At 71.0% G+C, this 18,206-nt stretch carries 15 protein-coding genes; 6 read left to right on the forward strand and 9 right to left on the reverse strand.

What is annotated here, in order from left to right; translation table 11 throughout:
• Nucleotides 1–10 precede the first annotated feature (10 nt).
• Together IE069_RS03000 and serB are read right to left on the reverse strand one after the other, a co-directional pair.
• Nucleotides 11–1,717 (reverse strand): VanW family protein, encoded by a 1,707-nt coding sequence (locus IE069_RS03000; RefSeq protein ID WP_189348634.1) that lies wholly within the window; start codon nucleotides 1,715–1,717, stop codon nucleotides 11–13.
• Nucleotides 1,718–1,862: 145 nt separating this feature from the next.
• Nucleotides 1,863–2,825, reverse strand: coding sequence for a phosphoserine phosphatase SerB (gene serB / locus IE069_RS03005; protein WP_189348635.1), 963 nt, complete (start codon nucleotides 2,823–2,825; stop codon nucleotides 1,863–1,865).
• 109 nt (nucleotides 2,826–2,934) lie between these two features.
• Here serB and IE069_RS03010 point away from each other — a divergent pair, with 109 nt between their 5' ends.
• From IE069_RS03010 to IE069_RS03020, 3 genes are read left to right on the forward strand one after another with little or no spacing between them, the layout of a single operon-like run.
• Entirely contained in the window at nucleotides 2,935–3,732 is a 798-nt protein-coding gene (locus IE069_RS03010; RefSeq protein WP_189348636.1) for an ABC transporter ATP-binding protein, read from the forward strand.
• Nucleotides 3,733–3,749: 17 nt separating this feature from the next.
• Nucleotides 3,750–4,568, forward strand: coding sequence for a sulfite exporter TauE/SafE family protein (locus IE069_RS03015; RefSeq protein WP_189348637.1), 819 nt, complete (start codon nucleotides 3,750–3,752; stop codon nucleotides 4,566–4,568).
• A complete protein-coding gene (locus IE069_RS03020) occupies nucleotides 4,565–5,392 on the forward strand; it encodes a TrmH family RNA methyltransferase (RefSeq protein ID WP_189348638.1) in 828 nt (275 codons plus the stop codon). Before IE069_RS03015 ends, IE069_RS03020 begins: the two co-directional genes overlap by 4 nt.
• A 21-nt stretch (nucleotides 5,393–5,413) precedes the next feature.
• Here IE069_RS03020 and IE069_RS03025 read toward each other — a convergent pair whose 3' ends face one another.
• Entirely contained in the window at nucleotides 5,414–5,851 is a 438-nt protein-coding gene (locus IE069_RS03025) for a VOC family protein (RefSeq protein WP_189348639.1), read from the reverse strand.
• Nucleotides 5,852–6,033: 182 nt separating this feature from the next.
• On the opposite strand from IE069_RS03025, the gene IE069_RS03030 reads away from it, so the two are divergent.
• Both IE069_RS03030 and lplAB read left to right on the forward strand, forming a co-directional pair.
• Nucleotides 6,034–6,291: a type B 50S ribosomal protein L31 gene (locus tag IE069_RS03030; RefSeq protein WP_189348640.1), complete on the forward strand. Its 258-nt coding sequence runs from the start codon at nucleotides 6,034–6,036 to the stop codon at nucleotides 6,289–6,291.
• Nucleotides 6,292–6,397: 106 nt separating this feature from the next.
• Nucleotides 6,398–7,468, forward strand: a complete 1,071-nt coding sequence (lplAB, locus tag IE069_RS03035; RefSeq protein WP_189348641.1) for a lipoate-protein ligase LplAB — start codon at nucleotides 6,398–6,400, stop codon at nucleotides 7,466–7,468.
• A gap of 64 nt (nucleotides 7,469–7,532) precedes the next feature.
• On the opposite strand, the gene pepN is transcribed toward lplAB, so the two are convergent.
• From pepN to glgC, 4 genes are read right to left on the reverse strand one after another with little or no spacing between them, the layout of a single operon-like run.
• Nucleotides 7,533–10,157, reverse strand: a complete 2,625-nt coding sequence (pepN, locus tag IE069_RS03040; RefSeq protein WP_189348642.1) for an aminopeptidase N — start codon at nucleotides 10,155–10,157, stop codon at nucleotides 7,533–7,535.
• A gap of 7 nt (nucleotides 10,158–10,164) precedes the next feature.
• Entirely contained in the window at nucleotides 10,165–11,220 is a 1,056-nt protein-coding gene (locus IE069_RS03045; RefSeq protein ID WP_229790906.1) for a YeiH family protein, read from the reverse strand.
• Nucleotides 11,221–11,224: 4 nt separating this feature from the next.
• Nucleotides 11,225–12,745 (reverse strand): SDR family oxidoreductase, encoded by a 1,521-nt coding sequence (locus IE069_RS03050; protein ID WP_189348643.1) that lies wholly within the window; start codon nucleotides 12,743–12,745, stop codon nucleotides 11,225–11,227.
• A 36-nt stretch (nucleotides 12,746–12,781) separates the two neighbouring features.
• Nucleotides 12,782–14,056, reverse strand: a complete 1,275-nt coding sequence (gene glgC, locus IE069_RS03055) for a glucose-1-phosphate adenylyltransferase (RefSeq protein WP_373287786.1) — start codon at nucleotides 14,054–14,056, stop codon at nucleotides 12,782–12,784.
• Between the two features lie 98 nt (nucleotides 14,057–14,154).
• On the opposite strand from glgC, the gene glgA reads away from it, so the two are divergent.
• A complete protein-coding gene (glgA, locus tag IE069_RS03060; RefSeq protein WP_189348645.1) occupies nucleotides 14,155–15,366 on the forward strand; it encodes a glycogen synthase in 1,212 nt (403 codons plus the stop codon).
• A gap of 55 nt (nucleotides 15,367–15,421) precedes the next feature.
• On the opposite strand, the gene IE069_RS03065 is transcribed toward glgA, so the two are convergent.
• Both IE069_RS03065 and IE069_RS03070 read right to left on the reverse strand, forming a co-directional pair.
• Nucleotides 15,422–17,497, reverse strand: a complete 2,076-nt coding sequence (locus IE069_RS03065; RefSeq protein ID WP_189348646.1) for an acyl-CoA dehydrogenase family protein — start codon at nucleotides 17,495–17,497, stop codon at nucleotides 15,422–15,424.
• The gene (locus IE069_RS03070; RefSeq protein WP_189348647.1) at nucleotides 17,494–18,192 is read right to left on the reverse strand and encodes a TetR/AcrR family transcriptional regulator; all 699 of its coding nucleotides are present in this window, start codon (nucleotides 18,190–18,192) and stop codon (nucleotides 17,494–17,496) included. Before IE069_RS03070 ends, IE069_RS03065 begins: the two co-directional genes overlap by 4 nt.
• Nucleotides 18,193–18,206 lie beyond the last annotated feature (14 nt).

The raw sequence follows: 18,206 nt of genomic DNA on the forward strand, positions 1-18,206 counted from the left end.
AACCCCGCGTTCAGTCGTCGTCGCCGGGCGGCGGGCCGCAGACGACCTTGTGCCATGGGGCGTATGTCCACGTCAGGGTCTCCTTCGGCAGCGTCTCAGCGGCGGAGGTGCGGGTGCGCGTGACATCGACGGTGAAGCCCTTCTGGCCGCCGGACTCGGGGACGCACTGCTCGTCCTCGTTGTACTTGGTCTCCGGGTCGGTCAGGTTGTAGTGGTCGCTCGTCGCGGTTGTCACGTCCCAGTGCTCCGTGCCCCACAGCCGTGTGTACACGCGGTCCGCGCCGACCCAGGCCTGGATCATGACCGCAGTGTCCGTGTTGTTCTTCCACTTCATGTCGATCTGCCCCTCCCAGAGGGTCGACTCGCGCCCGGCGGGGTAGCGGTCGAACCAGCGGGTGTGGGGGCGGTGCTCCACGTCGTCGTAGCCGGCCAGCCAGCCGACGTTGAACATCTGCGTCGAGATCTGGGAGAGGCCGCCGCCGAGGGCCGTCGTGGAGAACCCGGACTCGACGACGCCGGACTCGAAGTAGCCGTTCTCCCTGGTGATGGGGCCGAGCACGCCGAGGAGCGAGAACGTCTCGCCGGGCTCGACGATGACGCCGTTGAGCTTGCGCTGGCCCGCCTCGAGGTTCTTGGTGCGGACTGCGTCGTAGTCGGGGTACGGGGTCGAGAACGTGAGGATCTCCTCCTCGATGCCCCAGGCCTTCGCGTCGTCGGTCGTGAACTCGGGTTCGGTGACCTCGGCTTCGGCCGCGACGGAGCGCTCCTGGGTGCCGGCGGCGGCGATGATCTTCTCGCCCAGGCCGGCGGGGGAGACGCGCAGTCCCGTCTTGGACGGGATGATCGCGGGCTTCCCGTCCTCGAGGACGACCCGTGCCTCCCGTGCCTCCACGCCGAGGCCGGGGTTGTCCTCGCTGATGGAACCGACGATCTTCTCCGCGTCGAGTTCCAGCTCGATCGTCCCGTTCTCCGGTGTGAACGTGGCGGCACCGGCGAGCAGGGCGGGGGAGAGCTCCGCCGAGTGCTCCTCGGCACGGACTGTGATCGCGCCGGCGACCAGCGGCTCGGCCAGGTTCTCGACGGCCCGGTCGAACTCCTCGGCCGGTACGTCGGCCGGGACGACGGTGGTGGGCAGATCGATGGGCGCGGCCGGGTCGAACCAGCGCTCGACGACGGTGCCGAACGCCGCGTTCTGGGCGACCTGCTCGCCCGGCAGCGGCGCGGTGACGACGGGCTCGAGCTCGTTGAATTCGAGTGAACCCTCCGTCGGTGCGACGTCGAGCTCCTCGGCGGCCGACGCGAGGGCGGACTCGAGCTTCGGGTCGTCGACGGAGAGCTCCGGGGCGACCTCCGAGCCGCCTACCACGTGCTGCCACAGCTTGACCGGGTCGAGGGTGAAGCCGGCGTAGCCGGCGACCGTCGACTCGAGGTCGAGCCCGAGTCCCGCCTCGGCGGGATCCACCGAGACGCTCTCGCCGCCGACCACGACCTCGAACGGGGCCTCGGCCAGCGGGCCGAGCTCGGTGTCGAGTTTCTCCAGTGCCTGATCGTTGCTGAGGCCGCCGATGCCGACGCCGTGGACGGTCGTCCCGTGCGGGACCTGGCCGACCAGCGCGTAGGCCGTTCCGGCATAGGCGCCCGCGGCCACGACGGCGATGGAGCCGCCGATGATCCAGCCCTTGGCCGCGCGGGAGAGTCCCTTTTTCGATGACGTCACGTGCTTTGAATGCTTTCCGGTATGGGACCTGGGGTGACCGGATGCACCGGTCACGCAACAATACCCAAGAGTAGCGGCGAAACCTGTGGTCGCCGTCCCCGCCGCGCTCCCGGCGGACGGTTGTTACCGGATCGTGCCGAGCGTCTCAGATCCCCGCGTACACGCCGAGGACGTCGAGGCGGGGCAGGTCGATGCGCGCGTCGGCCTCGACGGCCAGCGCGGGCTTCGCGCAGTAGGCGACGCCGAGACCGGCCGCCCGCACCATGTCCAGGTCGTTCGCCCCGTCGCCGGCCGCGATCGTCGCCTCAAGCGGCAGGCCGAGCTCGTCCGCCCAGCGGCGCAGGAAACCCTCCTTGGCGGCCCGGTCGACGACGTCGCCCACGACCCGGCCGGTGAGCCTGCCGTCGGCGATCTCCAGGTCGTTGGCGACGGCGAAGTCCAGCCCCAGCTCGTCAGCGAGCGGCTTCAGGATCTGGATGAATCCACCGGAGACGACGCCGATGCGGTGCCCGCCGGCCCGGAGGGCGCGGATCAGGTCGCGGGCGCCGGGGGAGAAGGCGACCTGCTCGCGCACGGAGTCGACCACCGAGGCCTCCAGCCCCGCGAGCACCTCGACGCGGGCGTGCAGGCTCTGCGCGAAGTCCAGTTCGCCGCGCATCGCCGCCTCGGTCACGGCGGCGACCTCCTCCTCGCGTCCGGCGTGGGCGGCCAGCATCTCGATGACCTCCTGCTGGATCAGCGTCGAGTCGACGTCCATGACCAGCAGCTTCGTCGGCGCCTGCAGGAGGGCGGCCGGCACGACGGCGACGCTCTCGCCGGTGCGCTCCGGCCCTTCCCACTTGTCCGGGCCGGGGACGCCCGCCGCGTCCAGGGCCGCGGCCGCCGCGGCCCGCAGCGAGTCCACGTCGGCGTCCTCCACGGCGAGCCGCAGGCCGGCGTACGCGACCCCGGGCGCGTGCGTGGCGTCGTCGTACACCTGCGGCGCGGTCAGCGGCTCCGAGCCGACGACGGTCCCCAGGTGCGAGACGGCGGCGGTGAGGGCCCCGCTCGAGAGTGCGGGGGAGGCGTCGGCGCGGTGGATGTGGACGACGTAGGCGGTGATCTGCATGCCTATGATTTTCCGTTCCCCCCGTCTCCGAGGCAAAAGAGGGCCCGATCATGACGGCTACCGCACGTCGTTTGGCCGTTTCGGCGTGCGCTGGCCTAGTGTTTTCCTCATGACTGACGTGTTGGATTTTGCTGCGGTCACGGTCGTCCGTGGCAAGAAGCGACTGCTGGATGGGGTCGACTGGAAGATTCGCGAGGGCGAGCGCTGGGTGGTGCTCGGCCCGAACGGCGCCGGGAAGACCACTCTGATGCAGATCGCCGGCACGCGGATGCACCCCACCAGCGGCAGCGCCGGAATCCTCGGCGAGACCATGGGCCGGTTCGACGTGTTCGAGCTGCGCCCGCTGATCGGCCTCTCCTCGGCCGCCCTCGCGAACCAGATCCCGGGCCACGAGACCGTGCTCAACGTCGTCGTGACCGCTGCCTACGGGACCACCGGGCGCTGGCGCGAGGAATACGAGAAGATGGACGAGCGCCGGGCCTTCCGCCTGCTGCACGACTGGGGCATGTCCACGCTGATCAACCGCCAGTTCGGCTCCCTCAGCGAGGGCGAGCGCAAGCGCGTGCAGATCGCCCGGGCGCTCATGACCGACCCGGAGCTGCTGATCCTCGACGAGCCGGCCGCCGGACTGGACCTGGGCGGGCGCGAGGACCTCGTCAAGCGCCTCTCGTCCCTCGCCGCCGACGAGGCGGCCCCCGCGACCGTGCTCGTCACCCACCACCTGGAGGAGATCCCGCCCGGGTTCACCCACGTCCTGATGCTGCGCGACGGCGGCGTCGTCGCGTCCGGGCCCCTCGGGCAGACCCTGACCGAGGCCAACCTGTCCGCGACGTTCGGAGCCGACCTCAAGCTCATCGAGAACGGCGGGCGCTACACGGCCGTCGCGCGCGATTCCGACGCCGGCTAGCGGCCGGACCCCGCCCCATGGCTGATCTGGCAATCTGGGAGTTCTGGCGCGAGGCGCTGATCCTCGTCTCCGGCCTGTGGGCCGGCACGATCAACACGATCGTCGGTTCCGGCTCCCTTGTGACCTTCCCCGTGCTGGTCGCGCTCGGCACGGCGCCCGTGAACGCGATCGTCTCCAACGCGATGGGGCTGATCGCCGGCGGCTTCTCCGGCGCGTGGGGGTACCGGCGCGAGGCCCGCTCCGTGCCCAAGACGCTGCTGCGCCTGCTGCCCGTCTCCCTCGTGGGCGGGCTGCTGGGGGCGTTTCTGCTCCTGCACCTGCCGGAGTCGGTGTTCGACGTCGTCGCCCCCGTCCTGATCGTCGTCGCCGTGCTGCTGGTCATCTTCCAGCCGCGCCTGTCGGCGTGGGCCAAGCGGCGCGAGGGCGCCGAGCACGTGCACCCGGAGATGGCCGACCGGCAGCGGCTGCCGATGCTGGTGTACGTCCTGGTCTTCATCACCGGCGTCTACGGCGGCTACTTCACGGCCGCCCAGGGCGTGCTGCTCATGGGCATCCTCGGCGTGTTCTTCCACGGGAGCCTGCAGCAGTCCAACGCCATCAAGGTCATCCTCTCGCTCGGCGTGAACATGATCGCCGCGATCTCCTACCTGCTCTTCGCTTTCGAGCGCATCGACTGGGTCATCGTCGCCCTCATCGCGGGCGGCTCCCTGGTCGGCGGGTTCGTCGGCGCGAAGATCGGCCGGAAGCTCTCCCCGGGGTGGCTGCGGGGCGTGATCATCGTGCTCGGCTGCATGGCGCTGGTGAACCTGATCGCGAGGCTGGTGAACGGCGGATGATCGTCGATCTCACGCCGGAGGACGGCGCGTCCTACGACCCCGCGTCCGATCCGCGCGTCGCCGACTACCTCGCGATGTCGGACGCCGCGCTGCGGCAGGTCGCCGACCCGGCCAATGGGCGCTACATCGCCGAGAGCTCCAAGGTGGTCCGCCGGGCGGTCGCCGCGGGCCACGCGCCCCGCAGTTTCTTCCTCGCCCCGAAATGGCTCGAGGGCCTCTCCGACGTGCTCGAGAAGTTCCCGGACGTCCCCGCCTACGTGGGCGAACCCGCGCTGCTCGAGCGGATCGCCGGGTTCCACCTGCACCGCGGCGCGCTCGCGGCGATGGACCGCCCGGAGCCGCGGTCCCTCGACGACGTGCTCGCGGGCGCCCGGCGTGTCGCGATCGTCGAGGACGTCTCCGACCACACCAACCTCGGCGCGATCTTCCGGTCGGCCGCTGCGCTGGGGATCGACGCGGTCCTCGTCACGGCGCGCTGCGCCGACCCGCTCTACCGGCGGTCGATCCGCGTCTCGATGGGGACGGTCTTCCAGGTCCCGTGGGTGCGCCTCGGCGACTGGGACGACGCCGTCGCGCACCTTCGCTCCGCCGGGTTCACCCTGGCGGCGCTCGAGGTGACGGACGAGGCGAGGCCCGTCGACGACGTCGCGGCGGAGAACCACGAGCGGCTCGCCATCATTCTGGGCACCGAGGGTGCGGGCGTCTCGGCGGCCGCGATTGCTGACTCGGATGTTCAGGTCGTGATCCCGATGGCAGCCGGCGTCGACTCGCTCAACGTCGCCGCTGCGTCGGCGGTCGCCTTCTGGGAACTGCGGGCGCGCTGAGTACAACTGGGGCTCAGTCCGTCAGCCCTTCGTCAGATCCTCCGCGAGCATCACCAGGATGCCGCTGGGCCCGCGGACGTACGTGAGCTTGTAGACGTCCCCGTACGTGGCGACGCCCCGGAGCGGGTGGCAGCCGTGCTTCGCCGCGGTCTCGAGCGCCGCGTCGATGTCGTCGACGGAGAACGCGACCCGGTGCATGCCGATCTCATTCGGCAGCGTCGGCTCGGTCTCGACCGCCTCAGGGTGGATGTACTCGAAGAGCTCGATCTTGCCCTGCCCGTCCGGAGTCGTCAGCAGGGCGATCCTGGCGTGGTTCCCGTCGAGGCCCACGGCCGTGTCCGCCCAGTCGCCGCTGATCGTGTCCCGGCCGGCGACCGTGAGGCCGAGATCGGCGAAGAAGGAGATCGCCGCCTCCAGGTCGCGGACCGCGATGCCGACGTTCTCCAGTTTGATGGCCATGCCCGCAGCCTACCGATCAGAGGTCGACGGCTCTAGTGCCAGGGCGGCTGAAGGTCGGCCGGCGCCTTTTGGGGGTTGGGTGCGCGATGAGCTAGGATGGTGCGTCGGTCCACCTTCGCGCGGACCCACCTCCACAGACTAGCTGCTGGCAAAATCCAGTGGCGCAGAGAAAAGGTTCATTCATGAAGGCAAACACGCACCCCGAGTACGCCCCGGTTGTTTTCAACGACCTGGCTTCCGGCGAGAAGTACCTGACCCGCTCGACCACCACGTCGCAGAAGACCATCGAGTGGGAGGACGGCAACACCTACCCGGTGATCGACGTCGAGATCTCCGCCGCCTCGCACCCGTTCTACACGGGCAAGCAGCGCATCATGGACTCCGCAGGCCGCGTGGAGCGCTTCAACGCACGCTTCAAGAACTTCGGCGGCAAGAAGTAGTCTTCCTGCTTCACCGCCCACGTGGGGCCCGCTCCGATCCGGAGCGGGCCCCACGTCTTTAACGCCCGCCGGCGCGGCTGTTGCCGCAGCCCCTAGGATTGGAACCATGAGTTCCAATGCGCAGGCACAGCACGGAGAGTACAAGGTCGTCGGCGGCAAGCTGGTCGTCGCCGACCTGATCGTCGCGGACGGCAGCATCGCCGAGGCCAACATCAACGGCGACTTCTTCCTCGAGCCCGACGAGGCCCTCGACGACCTCAACGCCGCCCTGACGGGGCTGCCCGTCGACGCGGGGCACGGCACCATCCGCGACGCCGTCGTCCACGGCCTGCGCGACGGGGCGGAGATGATCGGTTTCGACGCCGCCGCCGTCGCGACGGCCGTCCGCCGGGCCCTCGGGCACGCGAGCACGTGGGGTGACCACGAGTGGGAGATCCTGCCGCCGCGCGACCTGCCGATCGCCACCAACGTCGCCCTCGACGAGGTCATCACGCGCGACGTCGCCGCCGGGCGCCGGAGGCCGACCCTGCGGTTGTGGGACTGGTCGGAGCGCGCCGTCGTGATCGGCAGCTTCCAGTCGCTGCAGAACGAGGTCGACGCCGACGCCGCCGCCGCGCACGACGTGACCGTGATGCGCCGGATCTCCGGTGGCGGGGCCATGTTCATGGAGGCCGGCAACTGCATCACCTACTCGCTCTGCGTCCCGGTCTCCCTGGTGGACGGGATGAGCTTCGCCGACTCCTACCCGTTCCTCGACGCCTGGGTCATGGAGGCCCTGGCCGAGGTGGGCATCGACGCCCACTACAAGCCGCTGAACGACATCGCCACCGCGCACGGCAAGATCGGCGGGGCGGCGCAGAAGCGGCTGGCCAACGGGGGCCTGCTGCACCACGTCACCATGAGCTACGACATCGACGCCGACAAGATGATGCAGGTGCTGCGCATCGGCCGCGAGAAGATCTCCGACAAGGGGATCGCGAGCGCGAAGAAGCGCGTCGACCCGCTCAAGCGCCAGGCCGGCCGCAGCCGGGCGGACATCTTCGAGGTCATGATGGGCGTGTTCGAGAAGCGCTACGGCGCCCGTCGCGGCGAGCTCGACGCGGACACGCTCGCTCGCGCCGAGGCGCTCGCGCAGGAGAAGTTCCTGACGGAGGAGTGGCTGCAGCGGGTGCCGTGACTACGGGAACGGCCGGCCGGGGCGAGTGGTTCGTCCCTGCCGGCCGTCGCCCGCGTGCAGCAGATCAGCGCGCGGCCGCCTGCGCGGTCAACGTGCGCTCCAGCGTGTCCGTCTGCTCGAGTATGATGCGCCGCAGCGCCGCCGGGGCGTCGTGGTGCCGGTCCAGCCAGTCGCGGGCCGTGACCAGCACCGCGTGCGCGTCGACGCCGGCCGGAGCGACGTCCTGCGCGCCCGGGAACAGCCCTTGCACGGTGCGGGTGGCCAGCCCGATGCTCAGGCGGTCCCACAGGTCCTCGAGGGAGTCCCAGTACTCGGGGTAGAAGCCGTCGATCAGCTCGTGCGAGCCCAGCCGGAAGCCGGCCGCCGTCGCACTCAGCACGTCGTTCGACAGCATGTTCGAATCCTTGTCGCGGCCCGTCAACACGGCGCGGAAGGCGGCCGCCTTGACCTCCGGCTCCGGGCGCGCCGCCGAGGCGAGCGCGTGGCCGACGGTGGCGACGGCGCTCGGTGCGGCGCCGAGGGCCGCGTCGATCCCCGCCTGGTCCGCGCGTCCGCGGGCGGCGCGGGCCTGCACCAGCGACCAGCGCAGCTGCTCGTCGACCTCCAGCCCCTCGAAGGCCAGGTCCCCGGTGAGCAGGCCGTCGACGGCCGTGTCCACGTCGCGCGAGACCGCCGCGGACCGGCCGAGGCGCGCCAGCGCGCGGGCGAACGCGAGCTGGTGGTCGGACCCCGGGTGCGCGGCGTGGGTCAGCCCCAGCACGGTGTCGGCCAGCCGGGCGAACGCCGCGTCGCGCGTCGTCGTCGGCGCGAACCGCGCCAGGGCCGACTCGGCCTGCTCGAGCAGCAGTTGCACGACGCCGACCTCGCCGACCCTCGGCGACATGCGGGCGACGGCGTCCGCGAACCTCGTCGCCGGCAGCGCCGCGTCGCGCACCATGTTCCACAGTGCCGCCCACACCGTGGCCTGGGCCAGCGGCTCGTCGAGGTCGCCGAGCCGGGCCAGGAGCGTCTCCAGGCTGGCGGCGTCGAAGCGGACCTTCGCATACGTCAGGTCCTCGTCGTTCGGCAGCACGACGGCGGGACGCGGCTTCCCGACCAGTTGCGGCAGGTCCGCGCCGGCCCCGGCGAGCTCGACGGCGAAGCCGCCCGTGCGGGCCAGCCGGCCGCCGGCCAGGTCGAAGGTGCCGACGCGCACCACGTGCGGCCGCACCACGGGTTCGCCCGTGACGGGATCGGAGGCCTCCTGGACGATCCTCGCGCCGGTGACCACGCCGTCGTCGTCCGTGGTCACGTCCACGCCGATCACGGGCACGCCGGCGGTCTTGAGCCAGGCGTCGGCCCAGCCGGACATGTCCCGGCCCGAGGACTCCTCCAGGACCGTCAGGAAGTCGGACAGGGTGGTGTTGCCGTAGGCGTGGCGCTCGAAGTAGCTGCGCGAGGCCGCGAAGAACGCGTCCTCGCCCACGTAGGCGGCCAGCTGCTTGAGCACGGAGGCGCCCTTGGCGTAGGTGATGCCGTCGAAGTTCTGCTTGGCGGCCTCCACGTCGGGGATGTCCGCGACGATCGGGTGCGTGGTCGGCAGCTGGTCCTGCACGTACGCCCAGGCCTTGCGGCGGTTGGCGAAGGTGACCCACGGCTGGCCGAGGTCCGTGGCGCGGTCTACGGCGAACGTGCCCATGAAGTCCGCGAAGGACTCCTTGAGCCAGAGGTCGTCCCACCACTCCATGGTCACCAGGTCGCCGAACCACATGTGCGCCATCTCGTGCAGCAGGGTGTTGGCGCGGCCCTCGTACTGGGCGGCCGTGGCGCGCGAGGTGAACACGTAGGCCTCGGTGAACGTGACCAGGCCCGGGTTCTCCATGGCGCCGAGGTTGTACTCCGGCACGAACGCCTGGTCGTACTTGCCCCACGGGTACGGGTACGCGAAGAGGCGGTGGAAGAGATCGAGGCCGCGCTTGGTGACGTCGAAGATCTGCTCGGGGTCGAAGGCGTCCGCGAGCGAGGCGCGGCACGTGGCGCCCAGCGGGATCGTCAGGCTCGAGCCGTCGTCCAGGGTCCCCGTCCACTCGTCGCTCACGTGGTGGTACGGCCCGGCGAGCAGTGCGGTGATGTAGGTGGACATCCGGCGGGTGCGCGCGAAATGCCAGGTCGCGGAGCCGTCGCCCTGGTCGTCGATGCGGACCGTGCCGCCGTTCGAGGCGACGTGCCAGGACGCGTCGGCGGTGATCTCGACGTCGTAGGCGGCCTTGAGGTCCGGCTGCTCGAAGTTCGCGAAGACGCGCCGGGCGTCCGCCGGTTCGTACTGCGTGTAGAGGTAGGTGCGCCCGTCGGCCGGGTCGACGTAGCGGTGCAGGCCCTCGCCGCTTCGCGAGTAGAGGCCGCGGCCCGTGACGACGACGGTGTTCTCGGCCGCGAGGCCCGGCAGCTCGATGCGGTGCTCGCCGACGACCCGGGCGGTGTCCAGCTCCTCGCCGTTGAGGACGACGGAGTCGACGCCGCCGTGCAGGAAGTCGAGGAAGGTCGTGGCCCCGGGGGAGGCGGCCCGGAAGGTCAGGGTCGTGCGCGAGCCGAACGTCGTCGTCGACGGGTCCGCCGCCCGGGAGACGTCCAGCTCCAGCCGGTAGGCCAGGCCGGAGATGAGGTCGGCCCGCTCGGCCGCTTCGCTGCGCGTCAGATTCTTCGAGTCCACACGCTCATTAGATCATGAAAGAACCGTTTGACAAGAGGTGTGCGACCGCGAGCCCGACGGCGGCGACCCAGGCCCAGGCCACCACCGCCGCACCCGTCGAGCGCCCCGCCGAGGCGAAGAGCGTGCGCAGGTCGATCGCGTAGCCCAGGCCCGCCAGCGCGGCCCCCAGCAGCAGCTCCTGTCCGATCCGCCCGGCCTCGAGCGCGGCGTCGGGCAGCCAGCCGGTGGTCCGCAACGCCACCATCAGGCCGAAGCCGACCACGAAGAGCGGGAGGATCGGCGCGCGTGCACCCCCGGCGGCCGGCCCCCGCGCCCGCCGGGCGTGCCAGGCCCCCAGCGTCGCCACCGGCGCCAGGGCGAGCACGCGGACGAGCTTGACCACGACGGCGGCGGCCAGCGCCGTCGTGCCGGCCGTCTGGGCCGTGGCCACGACCTGGCCGACGTCGTGGACCGAGGCGCCCACCCAGTGGCCGAACGTCATGGGGGCCAGGCCGAGCCCTTCGTTCGCGAACGGCAGCAGGGCGATCGAGAGCGTGCCGCACAGGGTGACGAGCGCGATCGGCGTCGACGCGTCGCGCGCCGTGCCGCGCGCCTGGCCCATCGCCCCGATCGCGCTCGCGCCGCAGATCGAGAACCCGGCGGCGAGCAGCACGGGCTCGTCCCCGGGCAGGCGGAACAGCCGGGCGGTCAGCCACGTGCCGGCGAAGGCGAGCGCGACGGCGGCCAGGACGATCCCGACGCCCTGCAGCCGGAGGGCGGCGAGGTCCGCGGGGACCAGCTGCAGGCCGAGCAGCACGATCCCGGCGCGCATGAGGGTGCGCCCCGCCGCCGCGAGCCCCGGGGCGATGCGTGCGTCCAGCCGGCGCAGGGCGTGGGCGCGGCGGGCGGGGGAGCGCAGGAGGTGGCCGGCGACGGCGCCGCCGAGCACGCACAGCGTCATCACCGGCAGGGCGCCGAGGGCCGCGTGCAGGCCGAAGCCGCACCCGACGACGACGGCCGCGGCGAGCAGGCCCGGGAGCAGCGGGCGCATGCGCGCCAGCGCTCCGGGTGGGCCTGCGCTCACCGGTTCACCACGGTGACGGTTTGTAGTCCTTGAGGAAGCAGCCGTAGAGATCCTGTCCCGCTTCGCCGGCCACGACCGGGTGGTAGACGCGGGCGGCGCCGTCGACGAGGTCCAGCGGGGCGTGCCAGCCATCGCCGGCGTGGCGCATCTTGTCGTCGTGGGGGCGCTCGTCGGTGATCCAGCCGGTGTCCACGGCGGTCATGAGGATCCCGTCGGCGGCCAGCATCTCCTCGGCGCTCGTGCGGGTGAGCATGTTCAGCCCGGCCTTGGCCATGTTGGTGTGCGGGTGCCCGGGTCCCTTGTACCGGCGCGAGAACTGGCCCTCCATGGCGGAGACGTTCACGATGTACTTCCTCCGGGCGTCCGAGGCGGCCATGGCAGGGCGCAGGCGGCTCGCCAGCAGGAAGGGTGCCGTCACGTTGCACAGTTGGACCTCGAGTAGCTCGAGGGGATCGACCTGGCCGAGGACCTGCGTCCAGCTGTTCTCGCCGCCGAGGTCCGGCACGAGTCCGCCGGCGTCGATCGCCGACCCGGCGGCGAGCTTCTCGAGGGAGGACGAACCGGCCGTCATGGCGAGCCGGGCGAGCTCGTCCGGGTCCATGGCCTCGGACGCCGTGAGCTCGGTGCCCGTCAGGTCGAAGGCCGCAGCGAGGGCCCGCGGGTGCGACTGCGGTGCGTGGCCGGTCCCGACGACTTCGGGACCGCCGCCCGCCGGCGTCAGCTCCCGCGGCAGCGGAGTCGACTCGTTCTCCACGAGGTGCCGATAGGCGCCGGCGGTCCGCCGCACCGTCTGGGCCGCGTTGTTGATCAGGAGGTCCAGAGGACCGGCAGCGGCGACCTCGTCGGCGAGGGCCACGACGCGGCCGGGATCGCGCAGGTCGATGCCGACGATCTTGAGCCGGTGCAGCCAGTCGGCGCTGTCTTCGACGGCGGCGAAGCGGCGGGCCGCGTCGTGGGGGAAGCGGGTCGTGATCGTCGTGTGGGCGCCGTCGCGCAGCAGGCGCAGGGCGATGTGCATGCCGATCTTGGCGCGGCCTCCCGTGAGCAGGGCGCGCCGCCCCGTCAGGTCGGTGCGGGCCTCGCGCCAGGAGCGGCCCTCGACGGCGCACTCCGGGCACAGCGCATGGTGGAAGGCGTCGACCTTCGTGAAGGAGCGCTTGCAGACGTAGCAGCCGCGCGGGCGCACGAAGTGGCCGTTCGACTCGCCGTCCGCCCCGGGGGAGAGCTGCAGGCCCAGGGTCTCGTCGTCGAGCCGGTCGCGCGAGCCGGTGGCCGTGCGTTCGACGGCGGCGCGGTCGGCGTCCTGCACCGCCTGGCGGGCCTGCGCCCGCCGGTAGCGCTTGACGGCTTTGAACATCCGGGCGGTGCCGTCGCGGACGGCCACGAAGCGTTCGTCGTCATTGCTGAGAGTGTGCACGGAGTCGAGCACGCGCAGGCAGACGGCCAGGTCGGATTCGGAGATCTCGGGCTCGGCGGAGCCGGGGTCTGCGACGGGGGCGGGGGCGTTCGGGGCGGTTTCGCTCATGACGGTAGAACTTTACCGTCATGAGCGAACCGTCCCCTAAACGGCCTCTTCCGGGACCTGCGCGTCGACGGGGACGGTCTGTCCCTTGCTGAGCACTGTCAGGCCGGAGTCGGTGACGAGGAATCCGCGCGCCCGGTCCAGGTCGTGGTCCACGCCGATCCGGGCTCCGGCGGGAACCACGGTGTTCTTGTCCAGGATGGCCCGGTGCACCACCGCGTCGGCGCCGATGTGGGCGTTGCCGAGGATGACGGACTCGGTGACCTTCGCCCCCGACAGGACGGTCGCGTCGCCGGAGAGGACGGAGTGCTCGACCGTTCCGCCGGAGACCACGACGCCGGCGGAGAGCAGCGAGTCGTGGGCTGTGCCGGGCGTGCCGTCCTTGCCGCGCACCAGCTTGGCAGGCGGCGAGGCGTTCTGCCGGGTGAAGATCGGCCACTCCTTGTTGTAGAGGTCGAAAGCCGGAACCGGAGCCAGCAGATCCATGTGGGCGTCGTAGTACGAGTCGAGCGAGCCGACGTCGCGCCAGTAGCGGACCCCCGTCGGCTGCTCGCCCGGGACCGGGTTCTTCGAGAAGTCGTAGACCGCGCAGTCGTTGCGGGAGACGAATTCGGGAATGATGTCCCCGCCCATGTCGTGGGCGGTGTTTTCTTTTTTGTTATCCGCCGTTAATGCTTCGATCAACGCGTCTTTGGTGAAAATGTAATTACCCATCGACGCCAGGAACATGGACGGGTCGTCTTCGAGGCCCGCGGTGGTCTCCGGTTTCTCAATGAAACCCGCAATCTTCTGCGGGTCGTCCTCATTGAGCTGGATGACCCCGAACTGGTTCGCCAGGTTCAACGGCTGGCGGACCGCGGCGACCGAGACGGAGACGCCCGCCTCGATGTGGGCGTCGAGCATCGCCGAGAAGTCCATGCGGTACACGTGGTCGGCGCCGACCACCAGCACGTAGTCCGGGTTCGCGTCGTGGATCAGGTTCAGCGACTGGAAGATCGCGTTCGCCGAGCCGAGGAACCACTGCTTGCCCAGCCGCTGCTGTGCGGGCACCGAGGCGACGTAGTTGCCCAGATGGGTCGACATCCGCCACGTCTCGGAGATGTGCCGGTCGAGCGAATGCGACTTGTACTGGGTCAGGACCACGACCTGCCGGTACCCCGAGTTCACGACGTTCGAGAGCGCGAAATCGACGAGCCGGTACTCGCCGGCGAACGGGACCGCGGGCTTGGCCCGGTCCACTGTGAGCGGCATCAACCGCTTGCCTTCTCCACCGGCCAGAACAACGGCCAGGACCTTGCATTTCGGCATCGGCACTCCCTCATGTGGCGTTTGGCTGGGCCATTTAAGACCGAACCGCGTAGTACGTAGGGAAAACACTATGTGAGTTTCCCTGTACCGGCTACGTTGTGTGTGTGCGAGTAGACATTGTTACCAAAGAATTCCCCCCGACCATTTACGGCGGCGCCGGTGTCCACGTCGCGGAGCTCTCCCGGGTGCTGGCCCCCCGTGCCGACATCCGCGTCCGCGCCTTCGGCGATCCGCGCCCCGACGACTTCCACGGGGCGTCCGTCGCCAGCTACGCGACGCCGGAGAACCTCGCCGGGGCGAACGCCGCGGTCCAGACCCTGGGCACCGACCTGTCGATCCTCGGAGATCTGGAGGGGACCGACGTCGTGCACTCGCACACGTGGTACGCCAACATGGCCGGTCACCTCGGATCGCTCCTGCACGACGTCCCGCATGTGGTCAGCGCGCATTCGCTCGAGCCGCTGCGCCCGTGGAAGGCCGAGCAGCTCGGCGGGGGCTACGCCCTGAGCTCCTGGGCGGAGTCGACCGCATACCACGGCGCCGCCGCCATCATCGCGGTCTCGGCCGGCATGCGCCAGGACATCCTGCAGGCCTACCCGGACGTCGATCCGGGCAGGGTCCACGTGGTGCACAACGGAGTCGACGTGGACCTGTGGAGCCCGCGCGAGGAGACCGACGCGCTGGAGGAATTCGGGATCGACCCCCAGGCCCGCACCGTGGCGTTCGTCGGCCGGATCACCCGGCAGAAGGGGGTGCCCTACCTGCTCCGGGCCGCCGCCCTCCTGCCGGAGGACGTCCAACTGGTCCTCTGCGCCGGGGCCGCCGACACCCCCGAGCTCGCCGCCGAGGTCAACGAGCTCATCGCGGGTCTGCGCGCCGATCGCGGCAACATCGTCGTCATCGAGAAGATGCTCCCGCGGGAGCAGGTCATGCAGATCCTCACCCACGCGACCGTCTTCGCGTGCCCGTCCATCTACGAGCCCCTCGGCATCGTCAACCTCGAGGCCATGGCCTGCGGCACCGCAGTCGTCGCGACCGCGACCGGGGGCATCCCCGAGGTCGTCGCCGAAGGGGAGACGGGCTACCTCGTCCCCATCGAGCAGGCCGCGGACGGCACCGGGACCCCGCTCGACCAGGAGGTCTTCGTCGCCGACTTCGCCGCGGCCCTGAACCGGGCCCTCGCAGACCCCGAGCACGCCGACGCGCTGGGCGCCGCCGGACGCCGGCGCGCCGCCGACCACTTCTCCTGGGAGGCCATCGCCGAGCGCACCCTCGAGGTGTACCGGACCGCCGTGGCGTCCCACACCTCCCGGTAGCGCACGACGGCGGTGCGGGCACCCGGGTGCCCGCACCGCCGTCGTGCGCCGGAGACTACCGGGCGCCGGCCCTCTTCGCCGCCTTCCCGGCCGCGCGCTTGCGGGCCAGCACGATCTTCTCGTCGATCGGCGCGTCCTTCGAGGCGCGCAGGGTGCGGAAGTACTCCATGGCCTCGTCCTGGCGCTCCGCCTCGATGCCGGAGACGATGTCGGCGCGCAGGTGGGCCTGCGTGTAGCCGAACGAGTCGACCAGGTCCTGGGCGTGCGGGCGCAGGCGCGCCAGCAGGCGGTTGATGTACGGGCCCAGGGTGCGGGCGCGCTGGCCCGAGAGCAGCCCGGACATCTGGAACCAGCCCAGGTCCGCCTCGATCAGGCACAGGCCGAACAGGTCGCGCAGCCACGTGACGACCGACCGGGTACCCGGGTCCTCGATCTTCTCGACCTGGCGGGTGAACGCCTCCCACTGCAGCAGCTCGGCGTGCGCGCGCGCAGCGGAGATGATCTGCTCCTGGCGTTCATTGAACACGGCGGCGGCCTGCGCCTGCGGCAGCTTGGCCGCCCCCTTGAGGTCCTCGGCCACCTCGGCGACCATCGTCCGCACCCGCTCGGCGAGCAGGTCCCGCTGCGTGTCCGGGTCCTTGAGGAAGTTCGCGCTGCGCTTCTCGCTGCCGGCGTCCGTCCACGTCTGCGCCAGCTGGCGCAGGCCCGACTGGTTCAGGGCGACGCCCTCGGCCCGCCGCACCACGTACCTGGTGAGGGCGCCGGCGTCCAGCTTGCGGAACTCCTGGGCGTAGTCCGCCAGCAGGCGCTTGGCGACCAGCTGCAGCAGCACGTTGTTGTCGCCCTCGAAGGTGACGTAGACGTCCAGGTCGGCGCGCAGCGACGTGAACCGGTTCTTCGTGATGAACCCCGCCCCGCCGCACGCCTCGCGGCACTCCTGGACGATGTCCAGGGCGTTCCACGTCGACAGCGGCTTCAGCGCGGCCGCGAGGGTCTCCAGGTCCTGGCGCTCGTCGTCGGTGGCGTCCTTGCTGAAGACCTCGTGGAACTTCTCGAGCAGCTCCTCGTGCGCGAAGCTCATCGCGTAGGTCGCGGCGACCCGCGGGAGCAGCCGGCGCTGGTGGCGCTGGTAGTCGAGGAGTACCTCCTCCGCCGTGTCGCTCGACGCGTTGAACTGCCGGCGCTCGTTGGCGTAGCCGACCGCGATCTGCAGGGCGACCTTCGACGCGGCCGTCGCCGCGCCGTCGAGCGAGACCCGGCCCTGGACCAGGGTGCCGAGCATGGTGAAGAACCGGCGGCCCGGGCTCTCGATGGGGGAGGAGTAGGTCCCGTCAGGGGCGACGTCCCCGTACCGGTTCAGCAGGTTCGTCCGCGGGAAGCGCACGTGGTCGAAGTGCAGGCGGCCGTTGTCGATGCCGTTCAGGCCGCCCTTGAGGCCGTCGTCCTCGCCGCCGATGCCCGGCAGGAAGCCGTCCTCGTCCCGGATGGGGACGTAGAACGCGTGCACCCCGTGGTTCACCCCCGCCGTGATCAGCTGGGCGAAGACCACCGCGGCCTTCCCGTGCAGCCCGGCGTTGCCGAGGAACTCCTTCCACGCCGCACGGAACGGCGTGTGGAGGACGAACTCCTCCGCGGCCGGGTCGTAGGTCGCCGTCGTCGCGATCGACGCCACGTCGGACCCGTGCCCGATCTCCGTCATCGCGAACGCCCCCGGGATGTCCATGTTCATGATCCCCGGCAGCCACTGGTCCTGGTGCTCGCGCGTGCCCAGGTGCAGGACGGCCGAACCGAACAGCCCCCACTGGACCCCGGCCTTGATCTGCAGGGACGGGTCCGCGACGACGAGCTCCTCGAACCCCGCGATGTTCCCGCCCGGGTTCTCCTGGCCGCCCAGCCGCTCCGGGAACGCCCGGTGCACCGCCTTCTGCTCCACGAGGTACCCGAGCTGGTCGAGCACCCGCTCACGGTGCTCGTCCATGCTCTGGCCCTCGATCTTCTGCGTGCGCGGCTCGGCTGCCAGCGCGCGGGACGTGCGCCGGACGTCGGCCCAGCGCCCCAGCAGCTGCTCGCCGAGGGCCGCCACGTCGACGCGCGGGTCCTCGGTTGTCGACTCGGGTACGTCTTGGCTCATGACCTGGCCTTTCGTGAAGGGCTGCTGATGCCGTGCACCAGCCAGCCGGTAATCGTGTTGGTGAGTTCTGCGTGTGTGGGCTTCGCGTCCGAGGCGGGCATGCGCAGCCACGCCTCGCCCGCGGCGCGCACCATGCCGATCGAGGCCTGCGGCCACAACTGCGCTCGCCGGTCGCTGCCGGTCGAGGGCTCGGTGCGGTTCAGGTAGCGGGTGAGGGATTCCGCCATCATCGTCGTGATGTCTCGGAAGAACGTGTCGAGCGGTTCCTCGTCGTCGGCCGCCTCCGTCCGGGCCCCGGCGGCGAACGGGTCGTGGTCGAGGGCCGTGACGAAGAAGTAGACGTTGGGCGAGCGCTGCGCCATGGCGAGGTAGGCGGAGACCATCTGGTGCAGGCCCTCCTCCTCCGTGGGCGCGGCCTTGCCGGCCTCCAGCACGGTGGTGCGCATGTGCTCGACGACCAGCCGCCCGAGGGCCCGGCGCAGGCCCGACTTGTCGCCGAAGTACCGGTAGAAGACCGACTTGCTGGTGCTGGCCTCCGCCGCGATGTCCTCCATGGACGCGCCCGGCCCCAGGCGGTGGATGGCCTTGCGGGCGATGCGCAGCAGGTCCAGCCGCCGGGACTCCCGGTGGGCCTCCCAGCGCGCGGCGCGTCCATCCTGTTCCGGGGCGGGGCCCCGATCATTCTCCGAGTTCACGATACCGAGCGTAT

This window comes from Zhihengliuella salsuginis (genome assembly GCF_014651715.1).
In the GTDB taxonomy this organism is placed as follows: Bacteria; Actinomycetota; Actinomycetes; order Actinomycetales; family Micrococcaceae; genus Zhihengliuella; species Zhihengliuella salsuginis.

What these genes read in the sequence shown, in the direction of transcription:
- serB (WP_189348635.1), bottom strand. Translation starts at nt 2,825, where the DNA reads ATGCAGATCACCGCCTACGTCGTCCACATCCACCGCGCCGACGCCTCC.
- IE069_RS03010 (WP_189348636.1), top strand. Translation starts at nt 2,935, where the DNA reads ATGACTGACGTGTTGGATTTTGCTGCGGTCACGGTCGTCCGTGGCAAG.
- IE069_RS03015 (WP_189348637.1), top strand. Translation starts at nt 3,750, where the DNA reads ATGGCTGATCTGGCAATCTGGGAGTTCTGGCGCGAGGCGCTGATCCTC.
- IE069_RS03020 (WP_189348638.1), top strand. Translation starts at nt 4,565, where the DNA reads ATGATCGTCGATCTCACGCCGGAGGACGGCGCGTCCTACGACCCCGCG.
- IE069_RS03025 (WP_189348639.1), bottom strand. Translation starts at nt 5,851, where the DNA reads ATGGCCATCAAACTGGAGAACGTCGGCATCGCGGTCCGCGACCTGGAG.
- IE069_RS03030 (WP_189348640.1), top strand. Translation starts at nt 6,034, where the DNA reads ATGAAGGCAAACACGCACCCCGAGTACGCCCCGGTTGTTTTCAACGAC.
- lplAB (WP_189348641.1), top strand. Translation starts at nt 6,398, where the DNA reads ATGAGTTCCAATGCGCAGGCACAGCACGGAGAGTACAAGGTCGTCGGC.
- IE069_RS03050 (WP_189348643.1), bottom strand. Translation starts at nt 12,745, where the DNA reads ATGAGCGAAACCGCCCCGAACGCCCCCGCCCCCGTCGCAGACCCCGGC.
- IE069_RS03065 (WP_189348646.1), bottom strand. Translation starts at nt 17,497, where the DNA reads ATGAGCCAAGACGTACCCGAGTCGACAACCGAGGACCCGCGCGTCGAC.